Origin of the sequence: Actinoplanes sp. NPDC051851, assembly GCF_040681165.1 — a bacterium.
Taxonomy (GTDB): domain Bacteria; phylum Actinomycetota; class Actinomycetes; order Mycobacteriales; family Micromonosporaceae; genus Actinoplanes.
In genome coordinates this window covers 23,102-40,662 of record NZ_JBFAYF010000052.1, presented here as the reverse complement: position 1 = coordinate 40,662, position 17,561 = coordinate 23,102, and the positions used below count along the sequence as shown (strand labels likewise).

General features: G+C 71.1%; 14 protein-coding genes. 1 reads left to right on the top strand and 13 read right to left on the bottom strand.

Features of this window, described 5'->3' with window-relative positions:
• Positions 1-97: 97 nt before the first annotated feature.
• From fxsT to AB0M08_RS35960, 7 genes are all read right to left on the bottom strand, one after another.
• Positions 98-3,895 (bottom strand): FxSxx-COOH system tetratricopeptide repeat protein, encoded by a 3,798-nt coding sequence (gene fxsT, locus AB0M08_RS35990; RefSeq protein ID WP_364503504.1) that lies wholly within the window; start codon positions 3,893-3,895, stop codon positions 98-100.
• A gap of 19 nt (positions 3,896-3,914) precedes the next feature.
• Complete coding sequence (gene fsxC, locus AB0M08_RS35985) at positions 3,915-5,087, bottom strand: FxsC protein (protein WP_364503501.1); 1,173 nt, start codon at positions 5,085-5,087, stop codon at positions 3,915-3,917.
• A complete protein-coding gene (locus AB0M08_RS35980; protein ID WP_364503498.1) occupies positions 5,084-5,755 on the bottom strand; it encodes a toll/interleukin-1 receptor domain-containing protein in 672 nt (223 codons plus the stop codon). Before AB0M08_RS35980 ends, fsxC begins: the two co-directional genes overlap by 4 nt.
• A gap of 152 nt (positions 5,756-5,907) precedes the next feature.
• Entirely contained in the window at positions 5,908-7,515 is a 1,608-nt protein-coding gene (locus tag AB0M08_RS35975; protein WP_364503495.1) for an HEXXH motif-containing putative peptide modification protein, read from the bottom strand.
• A gap of 2 nt (positions 7,516-7,517) precedes the next feature.
• On the bottom strand, positions 7,518-8,663 hold the full coding sequence (locus AB0M08_RS35970; RefSeq protein ID WP_364503492.1) for an FxsB family cyclophane-forming radical SAM/SPASM peptide maturase: 1,146 nt from the start codon (positions 8,661-8,663) through the stop codon (positions 7,518-7,520).
• 3 nt (positions 8,664-8,666) lie between these two features.
• Complete coding sequence (fxsA, locus tag AB0M08_RS35965) at positions 8,667-8,834, bottom strand: FxSxx-COOH cyclophane-containing RiPP peptide (protein ID WP_364503490.1); 168 nt, start codon at positions 8,832-8,834, stop codon at positions 8,667-8,669.
• Positions 8,835-9,108: 274 nt separating this feature from the next.
• Positions 9,109-10,077 (bottom strand): intradiol ring-cleavage dioxygenase, encoded by a 969-nt coding sequence (locus AB0M08_RS35960; protein WP_364503487.1) that lies wholly within the window; start codon positions 10,075-10,077, stop codon positions 9,109-9,111.
• Between the two features lie 311 nt (positions 10,078-10,388).
• Between AB0M08_RS35960 and AB0M08_RS35955 the strand changes: the two genes are divergently transcribed.
• On the top strand, positions 10,389-11,120 hold the full coding sequence (locus AB0M08_RS35955; RefSeq protein ID WP_364503484.1) for a lysophospholipid acyltransferase family protein: 732 nt from the start codon (positions 10,389-10,391) through the stop codon (positions 11,118-11,120).
• A gap of 198 nt (positions 11,121-11,318) precedes the next feature.
• On the opposite strand, the gene AB0M08_RS35950 is transcribed toward AB0M08_RS35955, so the two are convergent.
• The 6 genes from AB0M08_RS35950 to AB0M08_RS35925 all read right to left on the bottom strand — a co-directional run bounded on the left by AB0M08_RS35950 (position 11,319) and on the right by AB0M08_RS35925 (position 17,384).
• Positions 11,319-12,353 (bottom strand): amidohydrolase family protein, encoded by a 1,035-nt coding sequence (locus tag AB0M08_RS35950; protein ID WP_364503481.1) that lies wholly within the window; start codon positions 12,351-12,353, stop codon positions 11,319-11,321.
• On the bottom strand, positions 12,350-12,979 hold the full coding sequence (locus AB0M08_RS35945; RefSeq protein WP_364503478.1) for a TetR/AcrR family transcriptional regulator: 630 nt from the start codon (positions 12,977-12,979) through the stop codon (positions 12,350-12,352). The genes AB0M08_RS35950 and AB0M08_RS35945 overlap by 4 nt, the downstream gene beginning before the upstream one ends.
• Positions 12,980-13,055: 76 nt before the next feature.
• Positions 13,056-13,883, bottom strand: a complete 828-nt coding sequence (locus AB0M08_RS35940) for a fumarylacetoacetate hydrolase family protein (RefSeq protein WP_364503475.1) — start codon at positions 13,881-13,883, stop codon at positions 13,056-13,058.
• A complete protein-coding gene (locus AB0M08_RS35935; RefSeq protein WP_364503472.1) occupies positions 13,880-15,478 on the bottom strand; it encodes a bifunctional 3-(3-hydroxy-phenyl)propionate/3-hydroxycinnamic acid hydroxylase in 1,599 nt (532 codons plus the stop codon). The genes AB0M08_RS35940 and AB0M08_RS35935 overlap by 4 nt, the downstream gene beginning before the upstream one ends.
• The gene (locus AB0M08_RS35930) at positions 15,475-16,494 is read right to left on the bottom strand and encodes a VOC family protein (protein WP_364503470.1); all 1,020 of its coding nucleotides are present in this window, start codon (positions 16,492-16,494) and stop codon (positions 15,475-15,477) included. Before AB0M08_RS35930 ends, AB0M08_RS35935 begins: the two co-directional genes overlap by 4 nt.
• Positions 16,491-17,384, bottom strand: a complete 894-nt coding sequence (locus AB0M08_RS35925; RefSeq protein ID WP_364503469.1) for an alpha/beta fold hydrolase — start codon at positions 17,382-17,384, stop codon at positions 16,491-16,493. Before AB0M08_RS35925 ends, AB0M08_RS35930 begins: the two co-directional genes overlap by 4 nt.
• Positions 17,385-17,561 lie beyond the last annotated feature (177 nt).

The window sequence follows — 17,561 nt, the reverse complement described above, 5'->3', positions numbered from 1 at the left end:
GGTGGATAGTAGTGACGCGTCACGTTGCGTGTCGACACACTGACGAGTGTCTACTGCTATCTGGCGGACAGCCACCTGGCGGAGCGTTCCGGGCCGTTCAGAACGGCAGCGGATCGATCAGGCGCGGCCGGAGTCTCCCCTCCCGGACCGCGTCCATGACCGGCCGTTCCCCGATCAGTTCGAGGTTCGCCCGATAGAGCCGGACGTCCGGATGGTTCTCGCCGAGTCTTGTGACGGTGCGGCGTACCACGTCGGACAGGATCTCCCGGGCGCGCGCGTGGTCGCCGCACGACGCGGTGGCGAGGCCCAGGTTCGCCTCGGCGGTCAGCGTGTACGGATGGTCGGCACCCACCACCTCCGCGAGCTCGGGGGCGACCTCGCCGGCGAGCCGGTGGGCCTCCCGGGGGTCGTCGTTCAGCAACTCGGCCATCGCGAGGTTGTTCGCGCAGGCCAGCGTCTGCGGGTGCGGCGCTCCCTGTGCGGTCGTGAAGTCGTAGAGCACGGCGATCATCTCCTCCCTGGCCTCGGACGCGGCCTGGCTCAGCATCGACACGGCCCGGCTGAGGCGGCAGGCCAGCGCGTCCGGCGCGGTGCGCAGGCCGAGGCTGAGGCGGTTGTACGCGCGGTCCAGCAACATCCGTGCACGGGTGAGATCGCCGGCGCAGCGCAGCGAGATGGCCAGGTTGACGTCGGCGTTGAGGGCCTCCCGGGAGTCCCGGCCGAGCTTCTCGCCGAACAGTGCGGCCGTCTCCTCCAGGATCGCCACCGACGTGCCGTAGTCCCCCTCCTCGCGGTGATCCCGTCCGAGGTGCCCCATGGACTGCAGAGTGTGCGGATGCCGCTCGCCGAGAGCGGCCCGGCGCCGGCTCAGCACCCGTTCGTCGAGATCCCGTGCTTGCCGGTAGTCGCCCATCAGCCGGTGTGACACGGCCAGGTTGTTCAGGCTGGCGAGAGTCCGCTGGTGCTCCTCACCGACCTCCTCCGCCAGAGCCTCGTACGTCTGCCGGTCGGAATCGAGGGCCTCCTGATAGCGGCCGAGCCCGCGCAGATCGCCGCCGAGGCTGTTGGCGGCCGCGAGGACGAGGAGGTCGTGCGGGTCCTCGGTCAGTTCCCGCGAGCCGGCCAGGACCGCCTGGTCGACGGCGAGAGAACCGGCGAAGTCACCCATGCTGCGGATCAGGTTGGCCTTGTTGAACTGGAGGTCGAGCAGTTGCCGGCGCAGTGCCCGCCGGTCGGACTCCGCGACGGCCGTGTCCCGGAGGCGGTGCTGCCACACCCCTTCGATCCGCTCCGCCAGGGTCCGGCCGTGAAGGAAGTCGCCGACCAGCCAGAGGTGGCGGATCTGATCGATCAGGAGCTGCCGGACCGGCGCCCGTTCGCAGTGCTCGGCGCCGGAGGGGGCGAGATGCGACCAGAGCACGCGGAAGGCCGGCCAGGTGGCCGGGTCCTCCACCTCGCCACCCGGACGGTACTGGACGAGGGCGACGTGCACCTGGTGGCGGGTGGCGTTCAGCTCCTCACCGGTCATGGTGTCCCGGACGAACTGCTGGATCAGCCGGTGGACGGTGACCCGGGCGCCGCCCAGGTCGTCGGTCGACCGATCCGCGCGGATCCGATCGGTCCGGGCCAGGCCGAGCCGGCTGATCGCCTGGACGAGGCGGCTGCGCGCCATCCGGTCCTGTAGTCCAGGGTCGATCGGGGTCAGCGCCTCGGCGATCTCGTTGCTGTCGATGAGCTCGCGCGCGACCGAGGTGTCCATGACCGAGATGAGCTGCAGGAGCCGGTACGCCCCGGGTGAGCGTTCCCGCAACCGGCCGAGCGACGCCGCCCAGATGGTCCGGAGCGGTGTCGTCTCGGCCCCCGCCCGGCGGATCAGGCCGAGGACCTGGGCGATCGTGTACGAGCCGTCGGCGAGCAGGGCTGCCACGGCATCGATCGCGATGGGGAGATCATCCAGCTGCTCGGCGAGCCGGGCGGCGTCCTCCGGCGTGCCGGCCTTCACCCGCCGGTGGAGGTGATCGACGCTCTCGGCCCGGCTGAACCCGCCGACCGGCAGGGTCTCGGCCCGGCTGCTCCACTCCGGCGTGCGCGCGGTGACCAGGACGTGCCCGCAGCCGCCGTGCGGGAGAAACGGCAGGAGCGGCTCGGGATCCTCGGCGTTGTCGTAGATGAGCAACCAGTTTCGATGCGGTGTGGCGCCCCTGGCCAGCATGTCCAGCACGGTGTGGGCATACCCGGTTCCACCGCCGGTCAGCGGAGGCGGCACACCGATCCGGACACCGAGGGCACCCAGCTGGGTCTCGATGGCGGTGACCGGATCCGCGGTGACCCAGCAGACCAGGTCATAGGAGTCACGGTAGCGATGCGCGTACTCCAGTGCGATCTGGGTCTTGCCGATGCCGCCCGGCCCCTGAAGCACGACGACGGCGGTGCCGGGCTGCCCCGCCGCGGTACCGTTCGAGAGCAACTGCCGGCGGAGACCGGTCAGCGCCTCCTCACGGCCGGTGAAACCCACGTTGCGCTGTTCCAGATTGACGATCAGGGTCTCACCGTTCGGATAGCGGCTGCCGGCCGTGCCGGGCGGCAGCGTCCCGTACCAGCCGATGAGTCGTAGTACGGCGTCGGCCGCGGTCTTCTCGTCCTTGCCGGCCAGCGAGATCGCGTGCGGGCGGGCCAGCACGGAGTCGCCGACGCCCACCACCAACGGCTCGGGACGGCTCGGGTCGGCCGGGAACCAGCGCAGGGCTGCCAGCGACTCGGGCGTCTCGGCGACGATCAGGAGGTCGCGGCTGCCCGCCGTGTCCGCGCCGGGATCCGTGGTGAGGTCGATGACGTCGACCCCGGCCCGGATCAGGAGAGCGGTCATCCACTCACCCCACGCCTGGTCGGTCGTGGCGTACCGCAGCGTGACGCTGGTCTCGGCCAGGGTCACCCGCTGCTGGAACTGCCGCTCCACCCGGAGGCGCCGTTCCAGCGGCATCGACGGGAGACGGCCGACCGCCCCGTGGGTGATCGCGGACGTCAGCGTCTCGTACGCGGCGAGCATGGTGTTCTGCGAGCCCGGCGCGTCGCCGAAGGCGGCCAGGACCTCCTCGAACGAGTAGTACGCCTGGTACGGGATCCACACCCGGTTCCAGTACTGATCGCGGCTCTCCTGGTCCGGTGTCTCCGGAAGCCCGCGCAAGCGGTCCTTGACGAAGGCCCTGCGCGCGTCCATCTTGGCCTTCTCCGCGGGGTCGACGCGCATCATGACGGGCAGTATCCGGACGTCGCGGCGCTGTTCCTCGACGCTCCGGGCGACCGCGATGGCGCCGTCGATGCCCTGCTCGTTGAGGGTGAAACAGTCGACCAGTACGTCCGGTAGATGCAGGACACAGACGTCGGCGACCTCGCTGTAACCGGTACGGCTGTCGATCAGGACGTAGTCGTACCGGCTCGTCATCTCGGCGCTCAGAACCTCGAAGAACCTCGCCCCGTCCAGCCGGGTGAAGAAGTCACCCAGGTCGATGCCGTCGAGGATGCTCCGGTAGTCCCTGGTGAGCCTGCCCGCCGGGAGGAGATCGAGCCCGCCGCCCTCCGGGAAGTGGTTCCATGCGAGCGGAAGCACCCGGGCGTCGAGGTCGACGATTCCGGCGTGGTCCGGTTCCCGGCCGCTGCCGCCGAGGCTCATCATCGCGCTCTGGTGATCCTGGAGCAGACCGAGGACACCGCGGTTGCTCTCCAGGGTGCCCGGGCTGAGGAAGGGCGCGAAGTACCGGGGCAGGCCGGGCGACTCCAGATCCCAGTCGGCGGCGAGGACACGCTTGCCGTTGGCCGCGAGGATCCAGGCGACGTTCGCCAGGGCCATGGTGCGCCCGGTGCCGCCCTTGAACGAGTAGAAGGTGATGATCGTCATCGGTCCTCGCCTCTCGCGGTTAGTCTCCCGGTGGTCCCAGCCGGCGCCGATCCGGATAGGTGCGGGGCATGGTGTGGAGGTAGTTGCTCCGGGCCCGGGTGACGAGGGCCGGCATGAGGTCGTGGAACCGCTCGGCGGTGTCGGCCACCGAGGTCTCGGGGTCGGCGCCACGGCCGAGCAGCGCGAGCGCCGATCGGCGGAGGTCCGCGACACGGGTGGCGCCGGCCCGGTCGTCTCGATCGACGATCATCAGCGGTACGACCCAGCTCGGCAGGCCGTCCAGGATGCCGGCGAGTTCGCCGGCGCGTACCTGGTCGGCCAGGAGCCAGACGTCGACGAGGAGGACCGTGGGTTTCCCCCGCCACAGCCGCGCCGCGCCCGCGACGCTGGTGACCGCCGCCGTGAGGTCCAGCCGTGTCGTCACCGCGATCGCCTGCCCGGCGATCGGGTAGGACCGGCTCCGCGCGTACGGCGCCCAGTCGGCGGGCTCGGCGCCGTAGGCGGTACGGTCCGAGCCTGGGACAGGCGCCGAACCGGACGGCGCGTCGATCGCGATGAGGAGATCGGCTGCTCGCGGATCCACCGGGTCCTCGGTGAGCGAGCCGGAGATCGGCGACGGGCCCATGGGCGCCCGTTCGGCGGCGTCCACGATCCGGCCCGCGATCCGCCGGACGATCTCCCGGTAGGCGTCGCGATACTCGGGCAGTGCGTCGGGTCCGCTGAGTCGGCCCGCGTGACAGAGCACGGCGAGGCCCACCTCGTGATATTTCGGGACGTCCCGGTCCTGGAGCCCCCGGGGTACCGGCGTGCCCGCCGGGAACGGCAGCCACAGCACCTGTTCGACGTGTTCCCCGAGGGTGGCGCCGGCCGCCGCCACCCGTCGGGTGAAGGCGTCCAGCTCACGCGTGGCCGAGGTGCTGTGCCGGTAGCGGGGAGAGGCCAGGACGACGAGCACCTCGGCCTGCTCCAGAGCGCGCCGGAGCGTTTCGGGCCCGTCCGTCCCGGGAGGCGCCGAGCCGTCGTACAGTCCGATCCGCGCATCGCCGCCGCTCGCCCGTTCCGCGACCGCCCGGGTCAGATCGCCGAAGAACGTGGTGACCAGGGGGTCACGCCCGGGTGGGGCGGCGCCCGCCATCGGCGGCACCCGTGCGTAGCTCAGGAGGAAGTAGCAGCTGTCGGCGGGGGCCATCATGCACCGGCCGGAAAGGATCGGATCAGGCCCGTGGTCGTCCGCCGCGCCGACGGCTGTACCTCCAGGTTGGCCCAGACGTTCTGGACCTCGCGGGCCAGCGTCCAGACGAGGGCCGTGTACGCGCTCCGGTCGAGCTGCTGCATACCCAGTACCCCCTCGGATTCGTACATGAGCCGGTGCTGCGGATCGACCACCAGGGGCGGGGTGAACCGCTGGATCCGGGCCACCATCGGCGGCATCGGCGCGGCGACCGGCGCCCACAGCACCGGGATGATCGCGGTGGCGTTCGGCCGGGCGAGCGTGTTCGGCTTCGACCTGACCGAGCGGCGGGCGAAGTAGTCCCACTCCATCGGGCACCAGGCGCTGAGTTGTACGTACCGTGCCGAGAGCAGAGCGATGAACACCCGGCACCCGGCGAGATTGAGCAGCAGCTCATCGGTCCACCGGGCGCCCGCCTCCAGGCCGGTGTCCATGAAGCCGACCGGGTGACCGGCAGGGATCGGCAGCAGTTGGTTCACGCAGCTCTTCAGATCGGCGAAGAAGTCCCGGTGGTCGGTCATCGGGTCGGTGAGCCTGCCGCCCTCGCCGGGTGGCCGTCCCGGCGGGCGCGCGTAGCTGACGAAGAAGACGGGCGGCGGTGGCAGGGCCCGCCGCGAGGTCGTGACCATCACACCACCACGCGGCCCATGGCGCGGTCACCGTCCGGACGGCGTCTTCCGTGGCTCATCAACGATTCCCGGCCCATTCGCGGTCGTCGACATCGTGTGATGGATGGTATGCCGACTCATCAGGGTGCCACCATGCCGCGAACGGGCAAGGCTCATTCGCCGCCCGACAACCAGGCGGCCAGCCGGTCCGCCGGGGGAGCCGCCGGGCCCTGCCGTGCGCGCATGACGAGCAGAGTTTCCCTGACCAGATCGGGTCGTTCGGCCAGCAGCCGGGGAGCACCGGCTGCCGTGGCGAGGACGATCCACGCCTCGTCGTCCGTGGGGCGTGTGCCGACGGACTCCAGCGCCTCCGTGAGATCGGGATGATCGGGAACCGTGCCGTGGCCGCGGCCGGCCGCGTGCAGGCGCCCGATGACGCCACCCGGGGCCGGTGGGGGCGGAGCTTGCCCCTCCCGGCGGGGCGCGGCCGGGGTAGGACGTCCGGCGCCCGCCAGGTAGGCGGTGGCCAGGAGTTCGGCCTCCCCGTCCGCCGGGCGCAGGTTCGCCAGGCGCCATCGGGTCGCCTCCGCGGTTCCGGCACGCCGGGCCAGGTCCGCCACGTCCGCCGGCACGTCCACGGTGGACCAGGCCGCGCCGCGCTCGATCAGACCGTCCAGCAGGCGGCGGCCTGCGGCGGTCAGCGCGGCGGCGGGGCGCAGGTCGTGCATCGCCGGGACGGTGACCTCGCGAAGGTAGGCGAACTGCCAGAGCGCCTCCCGGTCGTCCGGGTCGGCGTGCCGCCGGGCCAGCCAGTAGTCGATCACCGCGGCGTGGGCGAAGACGCCCTGGAGCATCGCGGGAGCCGGGCGGGGCGTGTGCTTCCACGGGGCCCGGAACCGTTCGCCGCCCGGCTCGCCGCAGAGCGGGGTCAGGTCCTCGGCGGCGGTCAGCAGGCTGTGCTGGGTCTCGTGGATCAGCAGCAGCGCGGCGATCTCGATCGGGACGCCGAGGTCCAGCGCGACACAGCCGCACGCGACCGGGGAGGAGGAACTGGTCGCCGCGGACCCGTCCCCCGCCAGCGGCGAGAGCGTTCGCAGGAGGTGGCGCACGGTCGGGGCGTACCCCGGGAAGACGGCCTCGACCGCCGACCAGGCCGGACGGAGCAGCTGCTCGGCGGCGCGGACCGCCGACGGTGTGATCGCGCGAGGTTGTCCGAGAGTGATCCGGCGCGGCTCCTGATCCTCCAGGACGACGTTCCAGTCCTCGGCGACGGCGAGCGTGCGGACCGGCGACCACCGTGGCGGCGGCACGCCGGGATGTGGGCACCCGAGAGTCATCGCGCCACCGGTCTGCCGGACGGCGATCGTGGCGCAGTGCAGTCCGTCGGCGAGCCCGGCGCCGGGCAGGAAGAGTTCGCCGTCCGGAGCGGTCAGGCTGACGTCGAGATCTATCCCGGCGCGTAGCGCGACCGCTGCGGCCAGGATATTCAGCTCGCGAAGGGCCTCCTCGGGTGGAGCGGCCAGCACCCGCAGACCCCAGTCGTGGGCGAATGGCCGGGTGACGATCTCCTCCACCGGCTCCCGCGCGGCTCCGGCGGCCCGGCCGATCAGAGCGCGCGCGGCGGCGCCAGGTTCGCCCACGTGCCGGTACGCGGCGACCAGCAGCGTCCGGCGTAGCGCCGCCTGCCCGGTACGCAGCAGCGCCAGCGTCGCCGACCCGGGTTGACCGGAAGCGATCTCGTCGATCTGCTCCCCGGAGAGACACAGCTCCGGCCCCGCCATGATCAGGCGGGGGTGCGGGACAGGTCGGCGGCGAGGCGGTTCCGGACGTGGCCGATCAGGGCGAAGAGGTCGTCGCAGTAGACCGAGGGTCCGCTGAAGTCGCCGCCGGCGGAACCGGCCGCGTAGCGGTGGGCGTGCAGGCCGCCGCCGCAGACGCCGACCACCGGGCAGGCGCGGCACTGTGGACCGAGACCCTCGATGCCCTGCCGGGCCTGCGCGATCGCCGGGTGCGCCAGCATGTCGTCGAGGGTGTTCGTGTGCACGGAGAGCCCGGTTGCGGCGCCGTCGGCGGTGGTCTTCAGCGCGTCGTTGCCCTCCAGCGTTCCGTCGCTCTCCACCACGACGGCCGACGGCGGGCGCAGGCCCAGCATCTCGGTGGTGGCCGGTCCGCCGAGCAGCAGCGACATGATCGAGTCGAGGATGCGGATCTCGGTCTCCAGGACCGGGGCGGCGTACCACCGGTCGAAGATCGCGATCAGCCAGTCGGCGTACGGCGTGCCGGTGCGCGGCGCGAGCCCGGGCGGCGGAAACGCCCAGTTGCCGTGCGGCAGCAGGAAGTCGATGCGTGGCGGCCGATGCTCCAGCAGCGACTCGTAGGTGGCGACCGGGTCGTTGGCGAGGTCGACCGTGCAGAGCAGCCCGCCGTAGATCGGCTGGTTGACCGGCTGACCCAGGCGCGCGATCCCGGCCACCGCCTCGTCGTACGAGCTCCGGCCGTTCGCGTAACGGCGGTGCCGGTCATTGGCCGCCCGGTCGCCGTCCAGGCTCACGCCGACCCGGACCCCATGGCGCCGGAAGAGGTCCAGGAACGACTCGGTGAGCAGGATGCCGTTGGTCTGCACGGCGAACTCCACGCGCACACCGGCCGGCATGGCCTCGATGAAGGTCCGGATCGCCGCCTCCACCCCTGCGACACCGGCGAGCAACGGCTCACCGCCGTGCAGGACGACCCGGACGGCGTCCAGGCCGTGGGTCCGGGCGTGCTCGGCGAGCCGGTCGGCGGTCCGTGCCACGGTCGTCGCGGGCATCCGCATCGGGCGGGCGCGCCAGCCCTGGTCGGCGGCCTCGTACATGTAGCAGTGGTCGCAGGCGATGTTGCACCGCTCGTGGAGCTTGAGGACCACCTCGCGAGCAGGAGCAGCGAGCATGTGTCACACGGCGGAGCTGAAGTCGAACGGGTGCTCGGGTTCGGGCCGACGGGCCTCCTCCGCGAGCGCGGAGATCACTCTGCGCAATGCGGGCGACTCCAGATCGGCGAGGTCCTCCAGCGGCACCCGCGTGATGTCGATCAGGTTGGAGCCGGTGTCGGTGCTCCCCATGGAAACCCACCTTCCCTCGACCGGGGTGAGGCAGAGCATACACGCGGTGACCGGAATCCAGCGACCGTCGTCGAAGTCTGGGTGCCGGATGGCCCGAAAGATAAGAAAGTCATCTTTGTATAACTATGGCCGCATAAATCATGTGCCATGGGCACGCGCCGCGCAGACCGCCCGCCCGGCCGTGGTCACGCTCCCCGGCGGCGTTTCGGGTGTCTGACGGCCCGCGGGAAAGGTCGCGGGCCCCGGGCGTGAGGAAGCCCGGGGCCCGTCGACGTCAGGAGGCCGCGCTCGGCGGAGCGCCGTTCGGGGCGCCGCTCGGCGGGGCGCCGCCCGGGCCGCCGCCACCGGGAGCGCCCGACGGCGGGGTGCCGCCGCCGCCCGGGCCGCCCGACGGGGCCGCGCCGCCACCGGCGGGTGCCGCGCCGCCGGTGGGCTGGGTGGCGGTGTCCACCGGAGCGGTCAGCTTGACGGTGTATCCGCTGCTCACGTCGCCGGTGACGGTGGCCATCTGCTTGGCCGCGCTGTCATCGCCGAACACGTTGTCGGTCGCCAGGGTGAGCTGGCCGAGGTTCGTCACCGACGCCTCGTAGCCGGTCTCCTTGTAGACCACGTCGCAGATCTCCTTGGGGAGCGCGACCTGGGAGGTGGCGATCGCCTTGGTGGAGTCGGTGATGTCGTCCTTGCTGGAGTACACCTCGAAGTGGATGTGCGGCCACCGGCCGGTGTAGCAGGCCGGGAAGATGCTGGTGAAGGTCACCTTGCCGTCGGTGTCCGCCACCTGCACACCGCGCAGGTAGTTCTCCTCGGTCACGCCCTCGGAGTACATCGAGTACAGGCCGGCCTTGTCGCAGTGCCAGACGTAGACCGCCACGTCCTTGAACGCGGCGCCGCTGTTGGCCAGGTCGGTGATGGTCAGCTCGAGGGTCATCGGCACGCCGGTGGCGGTGGACGACGCGTCGCCGAAGCTGGAGCGGATGTCGCTCCGGACGATGCCGCTCTCCTCGAGGACGTTCGGACCGTTCGAGCCGTCACCCGGGTACGGTCCCGCGGTCTCGTCCGGGATCTCGGTCGACGAGGTCGACGACGAGGAGGACGAGGTGGCCGCTTCGCTGCTGGTCGTGCTCTCCGACTCGTTGGTGCACGCGGCGAGACCGAGCGTGGCGGCACCGATGCCGAAGGCGCGCAGCACATTGCGGCGACCCATCAGCGTGCCGAGGTCGAAGCCCAGGCCCTGGTCGAACACCTCCTCATTGGGGTTGGGAAGGCGACGTCCCTGATACGTCGGTTCGTGCTGCTGTTTCACTGATCCTCCGATCGGCGCCGGGAAGCACGGCGCCGCTGGGCTGTTGGGGCCATTTAATCCGTACCGGAGAATGGTTTTCTCCGTTCGGATGACGCCTATACAAACAGCTGAATCTATGAGGGAGCTGTGCCTGAGATTTCCCTGAAATAAGTGCCGCATTGTCAACAATCGTGTCCACATAATTCAATACATCATTCTCGGAATGGTGCCGTGTCGCAGCGTGTTCGGCCGACGACGCTAGGATGACGCTCATGTTGCGGGTCTTCTCGGTGGCCTACTGGGCGCTGATCGCCGTCACCTGCCCGGTCTTCTTCGCCGGCGCGCTCGTCGTCTGGCTGCTGACGCTGCCGTTCGACCGGCGGCGGGTGGCGCTCCATCTCTATTCGAGTGCGTGGGCCTCTTTCTACGTGTACGCGAATCCGCTCTGGCGGTTGCGCGTCACCGGACGCGATATCCTGCCCTGGCATGGTTCCGCGGTGCTGGTCGCCAATCATGCGTCGCTGATCGACATCCTGGTTCTCTTCGGCCTGTTCCGTCCCTACAAATGGGTGTCCAAGCAGGAGATCTTCACCGTTCCGCTGATCGGCTGGAACATGCGTCTCAACGACTACGTCCCGCTGGTCCGCGGCCGCGCCGAGTCGGTCCGCCGGATGATGGCCCACTGCGACCGCCACCTGACCGCCGGCTCGCCCGTGATGATTTTTCCCGAGGGGCGCCGCACCTCCGACGGCACGCTCCAGCCATTCAAGAACGGCGCCTTCGATCTGGCCGTCCGCCATCGGGTCCCGGTCATCCCGATCGCCGTGCACGGCACCCGCGAGGCACTCCCGCGCCACGGCCTGATCCTGCGCTCCCACATCCGGGCACGCGTCCAGGCCCTGCCACCCCTGTCCCCGGCCGACTTCGACGGCGTCGACGCCCTCCGCGACGCGGCCCGCGACGCCATCGCCGCCGCTCTCACCCGGCCGGCCCCGGTGCCCTGACCGCCGCGCCGGATCCCGGGCCCGGCGCCGACCGCACGTGGCCCGGCCGGCCGGGCCACTCAGGCCCCCGGACGGCCGGAACGGCCCGGTGCTTCCCTAACGGCGTAGCAGGGTGACCCGGAGATCCATCATGCGGCGATCCGATCTTCGAGCGTTTCATGCTGAATGGTGTTCGCGCGGCCACCGAGCCGCCGGTTCCTATCGCGGCTGGACGAGCCGGAAGACGGCCCGCGCCACCCCGCGCTGCACGGCGGTGTGCACGCGCCGGAGCGCCGAGGGTGCCGGGACGATCGTGGGACCCTGCCCGAGCCGGGGGAACAGGGCCGCGGCGTTGCCGTGGTCGACGGCCGCGTGGTCGGCGCGGGTGAGGCCCGGATGGGTCTCCAGGCCGTTGGCGAAGTACTGCCCGGCGATGCTCGGCGCGAACGGCCAGTCGCTGCCGAAGAGCACGTGGCCGGGCCGGGCGAAGGCGAGCAGGGACGGTAACGCCGCGGGTGACGAGGACAGGGCGGTGTCGAAGTAGAAGCCGCGGAAATCGTCGAGGACGTCCAGCGGGCTGCGGGCGGCGGCCTCGGCGATGGTGAGGGCCATGCGATGGCTGGCGTACGGGACGAAACCGCCGGCGTGGCTGAGGATGAACCGGATCCGCGGGTAGCGGCGCACGATGCCGTTCCGTACCAGCAGGTAGGCGGCGCGGGTGGTGTCGAGCAGGAAGTCCGCGGCGAACGGTGGGATGCCGTCGACGGCCGGGGCCGGGAGTTCGGCGGGGTGCACGAAGGCGACGGCGGCGCGCTCGTCGAGGAGGGCGAACAGGTCGTCCTGGCCGGGGGAGCCGAGGTAGGTGCCGCGGTTGTTGGCGAGCAGGACCACGCCGTCGGCACCGGCGTCGAGCGCATGGGCGGCTTCGGTTCGGGCCGCGGTGACGTCGGGCAGCGGGAGCGTGGCGAACCAGCCGAACCGCCCGGGATGGGCGGCCGCCAGCGTCGTGCTGTGGTCGTTGAGCCGGCGAGCCATGGCCGCCGCGGCGTCGGGATCGTCGAGGAATCCGGTACCCGGGGTGGACACCGACAGGAGGGCGGTGGCGATGCCGAGGGTTGTCATCAGGTCCAGGGCGCCCTGCGGCGTCCAGGCGGGCAGTGTCCGGCCACCGGCTTGCTCCAGCCCGGCGGCGGCGAGCGCTTCGCGGTAGAACTCGGGGATCACGTGCTGGTGTACGTCGATGCGAGTGGTCACGGGCTTCCGTTCCGGGAGTGGGCCAGGTGCTCGGCCGCGTCGAAGACCAGGTGCGCGTGCAGTTCGAAGAGGCGGACCAGGTCGATCTCGTCGCCCTCGGTCTGGTGGGCGACGAACAGGCCGTCGGCGGCGGCGACCGCATACGTCGCCAGCAGCGCGATCGACGCGTCGTCGAGCTCCGGCAGCAGAGCCGCGGCGATCTCGGCGACCTTGCCGCGAGCGACGCTGCGGATCTGGAGGAACACCGTGCGCCCGCGCGGCTCCTCCGGTCGGCGTTCGAGGGCGAGCATCAGGCCCAGCCGCAGGAAGTCCGGGGTGCCGACCAGGGATCGGGCGACGGCCGCGGCCATCCGGACGACCCGTTCCCGCGGGCTGTCGCCCTGCTCGCCGGGCAGCTCCATCGCGGTCAGCCATGTCTCGAAACTGCGTTCGATGACGGCCGTGATCAGGTCGTCCTTGTCCTTGAAGTGCCAGTAGATGGAACTGGCGGGCAGTCCGCAGCGGGCACTGACGGCGGCGATGCCGGTGCCTTCGTAGCCTCGTTCGGCAGCGATCTCGGCAGCGGCGTCGAGGATGCGCCGCCGCGACTCGATGCCGTTCGCGCGCTGCTTGCGGGGCTCGCTCATCCGTGTCACGTCCTGCGATTCGTTCCTGTAGTGGTCGCTCCCGAATGTAGGGGCGGGCCGGCCGCGATGTCGAGGATCATGTCGGCCGGTGTCGCCGGTCGCCCTTTTCGGTGAATCGTGCGTGGACGTCGCCGAGTCCGGTCAGGGTCGCGGTGAAGCTCGCGCCCGGGGTGACCGGGACCATCGGGCCCAGCGCGCCGGAGAGCACGAGGTCACCGGCGCGCAGCGGGTTGCCCAGGTCGCGGCTGGTACGGGCCAGCCACACCAGCGCGGTGATCGGGTCGCCCAGGCAGGCCGCGCCCGATCCGGTGCTGACCACGTCGCCGGAGCCATCGCTCATCCGCATGCCGACGCGCCGCAAATCAAGATCATTAATTCGGGTACGGGTCCGCCCGAGGACGTAGAGGCCGCTGGAAGCGTTGTCGGCGATCGTGTCGGCGATCGTGATGTTCCAACCTGCGATCCGGCTGTCCACGATCTCCAGAGCGGGCACCACCACGTCGACGGCCGAACGGGCGGCGTCCTCGTCGATGTGGTCGTGGTCGAGACCGGATCCGAGGATGAACGCGATCTCCGCCTCGATCCGGGGCTGCATCAGCCGGCCGACGTCGATCGGTATGTCCGGCGGGCACTCCATGTCCTTGAACAGCACCCCGAAGTCGGGCTGGTCCACGCCGAGTTGGGCCTGCACCGCCGGAGACGTCAGCCCGATCTTGTGGCCGACCGGCCGGCGGCCCTCGGCCAGCCAGTCCCGGACGAGCAGGGACTGCACCCCGTACCCGGTCGCGGCCGACGGGCTGCCGAACAGCTCACGCACCGGCGTGCAGGGGCTCCGGTCCTGCTCGGCGCGGCGCAGCCGGTCAGCGGCCCGACGCATCTCGTCGGTGATGATCAGGGTCGTCATGCGGGTCTCACCTTGTTCGCCGGAATCAGGGCCGGGATGGTCGATGCCGGGGGTGGCGGCAGTTCCCGCCCGCCGGTGACCGCCGCGTAGACGATCGCGTCCGGGCGCAGCACCAACGCGGTGACCTTCCGCTCGAAAGCCCAGTCGACGAGGACGTTGTCGATGTCGACGAGCGCGCCGGGGCCGGGGTCGGAGCCGGCCGCGCGGAGTCGCAGGACCCGGACACCGGCCTGGACCCAGGAACTCTGAACCGGACCGGGATCGGGTCCGATCCGCAGGACGGCCCAGCCGAGGTGACCGAGCGCGTCGTCGAGCCGGGTACGGATGCCGTCCTCGCCGAGCACCCACGGCTGCGGAACGTGAGCGCCGATCACCCGGCGGGCGCCGGTGCCGGACAGGAAACCGGTGGTGAATCGGGTGACCGGGAACCATCCGCCGCGCGTCAGGTACGGTCCGACCCCCGGTAGGCGCATCACGGTCCGGACCAGCGGGTCACGGACGGCTGTCACATGGCGACGGCGTTCGGTGATCAGCCGGCCGACGTTCACCGCGGCCCTGGTGACCGCCCGCACGTGCGGCATCCGTTCGCTCTCGTAGGAGCCGAGTAGCTCCTCGGCCACCGTGGCGGGCCAGTCACCGGTGAGCACGGTCGCCAGCTTCCAGCACAGGTTCTCGACGTCCCGTACGCCGGAAGCCATGCCCTCACCGATCCACGGCGGCATCACGTGCGCCGCGTCGCCGGCCAGGAATACCCGTCCCACCCGCCACCGGGCCGCGAACCGGACATGATGGCTGTACACCACCGCCCGCAGCACCTCGACCTGCTCGCGGCCGATCCCGTGCCGCCCCAGCAGCCGGTAGGCGCCCTCGGTGCTGGTCAGGGCGGCTTCGTCGTCACCGGGTAGGACCGGGAACTCCCATCGGTGGTGCCCGAGCGGGGTGGGGCAGTCGACCGCCGGGCGCTCCGGATCGCAGTGGAACCGCAGGCGGCCGATCTCCGGCCACTCCCGCACGACCCTGGTGTCGATCACGACCCACCGGTCCTCGTACGTACGGCCCTCGAAGCCGACGTCCAGCCGGGACCGGGTGGGGCTGGAACCACCGTCGGCGGCGATCACGTAGGCCGAGGACGCCCGCTGGTCCGCGCCGCCGGAGACGGCCCGGAAGGTGACGACGGCCCTGTCGTCGTCCTGGTCGAGCCCGGTGCATTCGTGGCCGAGCCGCACGTCGACGTTCGGGTACCGCTCGACGCCGGCGCGCAGTATCCGCTCGAGCGCGGGCTGGTAGATGAACCACTGCGGGGCATACCCGTTGCCGAACGACTCCGGCGTGAAATGCAGGAAGGTACGTCCTGCGGCGTCGACGAACGTCAACGGCAGTCCGGCGAGCATGTCGGCGGTCACCTTCCCGGCCAGGCCGACGCGTTGCCAGATCCGGATCACCTCCTCGTCGGTGGAGATCGCGCGGGCGCGGGCGTAGACGTCCGGGTCGCGTTCCAGGACGAGAACGCGCAGCCCGAGACGGCCGAGAAGGTTGGCCGCGGTGACTCCGGCCGGGCCGTAACCGATCACGGTGACGTCGTAGTGGTCGTTCACCGGCGGGCTCCTCGGGGCAGGGACGACAGGGCGGGCACGGTCTCCTCGCGGTCACGCAGCGAGCGGACGACACCCTGGAATCGGCTCATCAGGGTCGCCACCTGGTCACCGACGACCGTGTGGCCCCAGATCGAGATGCCCTCGTAATGGCTCGGTTCCCAGGTGGCCTCCAGCTCCGGGGTGACCAGGACCGGGTTCCAGCCGATCTCCAGCTCGAAGCCGGACGGGGTGACGCAGTAGAACGAGAGTTCACGGTCGTTCGTGTGCTGCCCGATCGACCAGGCCATCGCGAACCCGAGGTCGGTGACCCGGTGGAAGGCGGCGAGGAGGTCGTCGAGGCCGGCGACCTCGATGTTGACGTGCTGTACCGAGGTCCGGATCGGGTCGATCCGCAGCCCGGCGACGTTGGCCAGGGCGACACTGTGATGGCGCTGCCCGCTGCGCAGGAACCGGATCTTCAGTTTCGCGGGCCCGATCCGCTCGGTGATCCGGTCGGACAGCCGCAGGTCGAGCAGGTTGTTCCAGTAGGTGTGCAGTCGCTCGGGCCGGGTGGTGGTGATCGCGACATGACCCATTCCGGACGCTCCGGTCACGAACGCGGTGTTCCGCATCCGGAGCGGCGCGGTGGTGGTGTGTGCGCGGGTGAAGATCTCGGTCGCGACGCCCTTCGGCCCGGGGAAGCGCCAGAGCCGCTCGACGCCGCGGAGCGCGGCCTGCTCGCCGCCGCCCTCGGTGACCGGCAGGCCGGCGGCGGTGACCCGCCTCAGTACCTCGTCGAAGGTGTCGTGGTCGTCGATCTCCCAGCCGGTCGCGGTCACGTCCTCGGCCCGGCCGTGCTGGATCAGGAACCGGCACTGCCGGTCGTCGAGCCGGAACCGCAGGACGTCGCGGGTCAGTTCGTCGACGTGCAGGCCGATGGCGTCCGCGCCGAACCGGTTCCAGTCGGTGAGCCGCCGCGACTCCACGACCAGGTAGCCCAGACGGGCGGCCCCGAAGATGTCCGGCCGGGTCCTCACCGCGACAGCCAGTCCAGCAGCAGGGCGTTGAACCGGTCGGCCTGTTCGTACTGGGCCCAGTGCCCGGTCCGGGCGAGGAGGTAGAGGTCGCAGTGCGGCATCGTGTGCGCCAGCCACGGGCCGCCGGACGGGCGGTTGACCTTGTCCTCGGTTCCCCAGACGACCAGGGTCGGCACCGGGCAGCGCGCCACCCGTGCCCGGTCCCGGGTGAAGTCCATCCGCATCAGGGTCCGCAGCGCTTTCGGGCCGCCCGCTGGGCGCCGTAGCGGCGGGTTCGCGATGGTCTCCGGGTCGGCGCTCGCCTCGTATCGCAGATCGATCAAGTCCTCAGGCACGCCAGCCGGGTCGAAGACCAGGTAGTCGCGGATGAACGTGCGCAGTTTCTCCCGTGAGGGCCCGTCGCCACCGTAGTAGTCGAGCAGCGCGGTGAGTCCCTTGGTAGGCAGTGCCCGGGTGGTGCCGATCCCGCCCGGTCCCATCAAGACCAGCCGCTCGACCCGGTCCGGCCGGTCCAGCGCCAGCCGTAACGCCGCCGCCCCGCCGTAGGAGTTGCCCACCAGGTGCGCCTTGTCGAGATCGAGAGCATCGAGCAGCCCTCGTACGAACACGGCCAGATCCCCGAACGGATCGCCGTGGTCCACCGACTTCGAGGAGCGGCCGTAGCCCGGCATGTCCGGCACCAGTACGCGGTAGCCGGCTTCGGCCAGCGCGTCGATGTTGCGCGCGTAGTTCGAGGCGCCGGTCGCCCCCGGACCGCCACCGTGCAACAGCACCACCGGGTACGCCCTGCCCGGACCGCCGGCCGGGGCGACGTCGGTCAGGAAGATCTCGCGAGCACCGGCCCGCACCACGGATTCCGATCGGGCCAGGTCTGTCTTTCCCGGGAGCATGCACCGCCTCCTCGCAAGGGGCACTCCGCATTGCCGTAGCGGTCACTACAGCTGTAGTGACCGCTACGTTAAGGTCGTGTTGCGAGTGCCGTCAACACCCGTGCGCAGGAATCAGGGGACCCATCAGCTCACTGAAGCGCGACTGATCTCGCGGACGGTGACGGCCGAGCCCGCCGG

Coding starts and splice junctions, on each gene's coding strand:
- AB0M08_RS35925 (WP_364503469.1), bottom strand. CDS start 17,384: ATGCTCCCGGGAAAGACAGACCTGGCCCGATCGGAATCCGTGGTGCGG.
- AB0M08_RS35980 (WP_364503498.1), bottom strand. CDS start 5,755: ATGGTCACGACCTCGCGGCGGGCCCTGCCACCGCCGCCCGTCTTCTTC.
- AB0M08_RS35975 (WP_364503495.1), bottom strand. CDS start 7,515: ATGGCGGGGCCGGAGCTGTGTCTCTCCGGGGAGCAGATCGACGAGATC.
- AB0M08_RS35945 (WP_364503478.1), bottom strand. CDS start 12,979: ATGAGCGAGCCCCGCAAGCAGCGCGCGAACGGCATCGAGTCGCGGCGG.
- fsxC (WP_364503501.1), bottom strand. CDS start 5,087: ATGATGGCCCCCGCCGACAGCTGCTACTTCCTCCTGAGCTACGCACGG.
- AB0M08_RS35940 (WP_364503475.1), bottom strand. CDS start 13,883: ATGACGACCCTGATCATCACCGACGAGATGCGTCGGGCCGCTGACCGG.
- AB0M08_RS35955 (WP_364503484.1), top strand. CDS start 10,389: ATGTTGCGGGTCTTCTCGGTGGCCTACTGGGCGCTGATCGCCGTCACC.
- AB0M08_RS35970 (WP_364503492.1), bottom strand. CDS start 8,663: ATGCTCGCTGCTCCTGCTCGCGAGGTGGTCCTCAAGCTCCACGAGCGG.
- fxsT (WP_364503504.1), bottom strand. CDS start 3,895: ATGACGATCATCACCTTCTACTCGTTCAAGGGCGGCACCGGGCGCACC.
- fxsA (WP_364503490.1), bottom strand. CDS start 8,834: ATGGGGAGCACCGACACCGGCTCCAACCTGATCGACATCACGCGGGTG.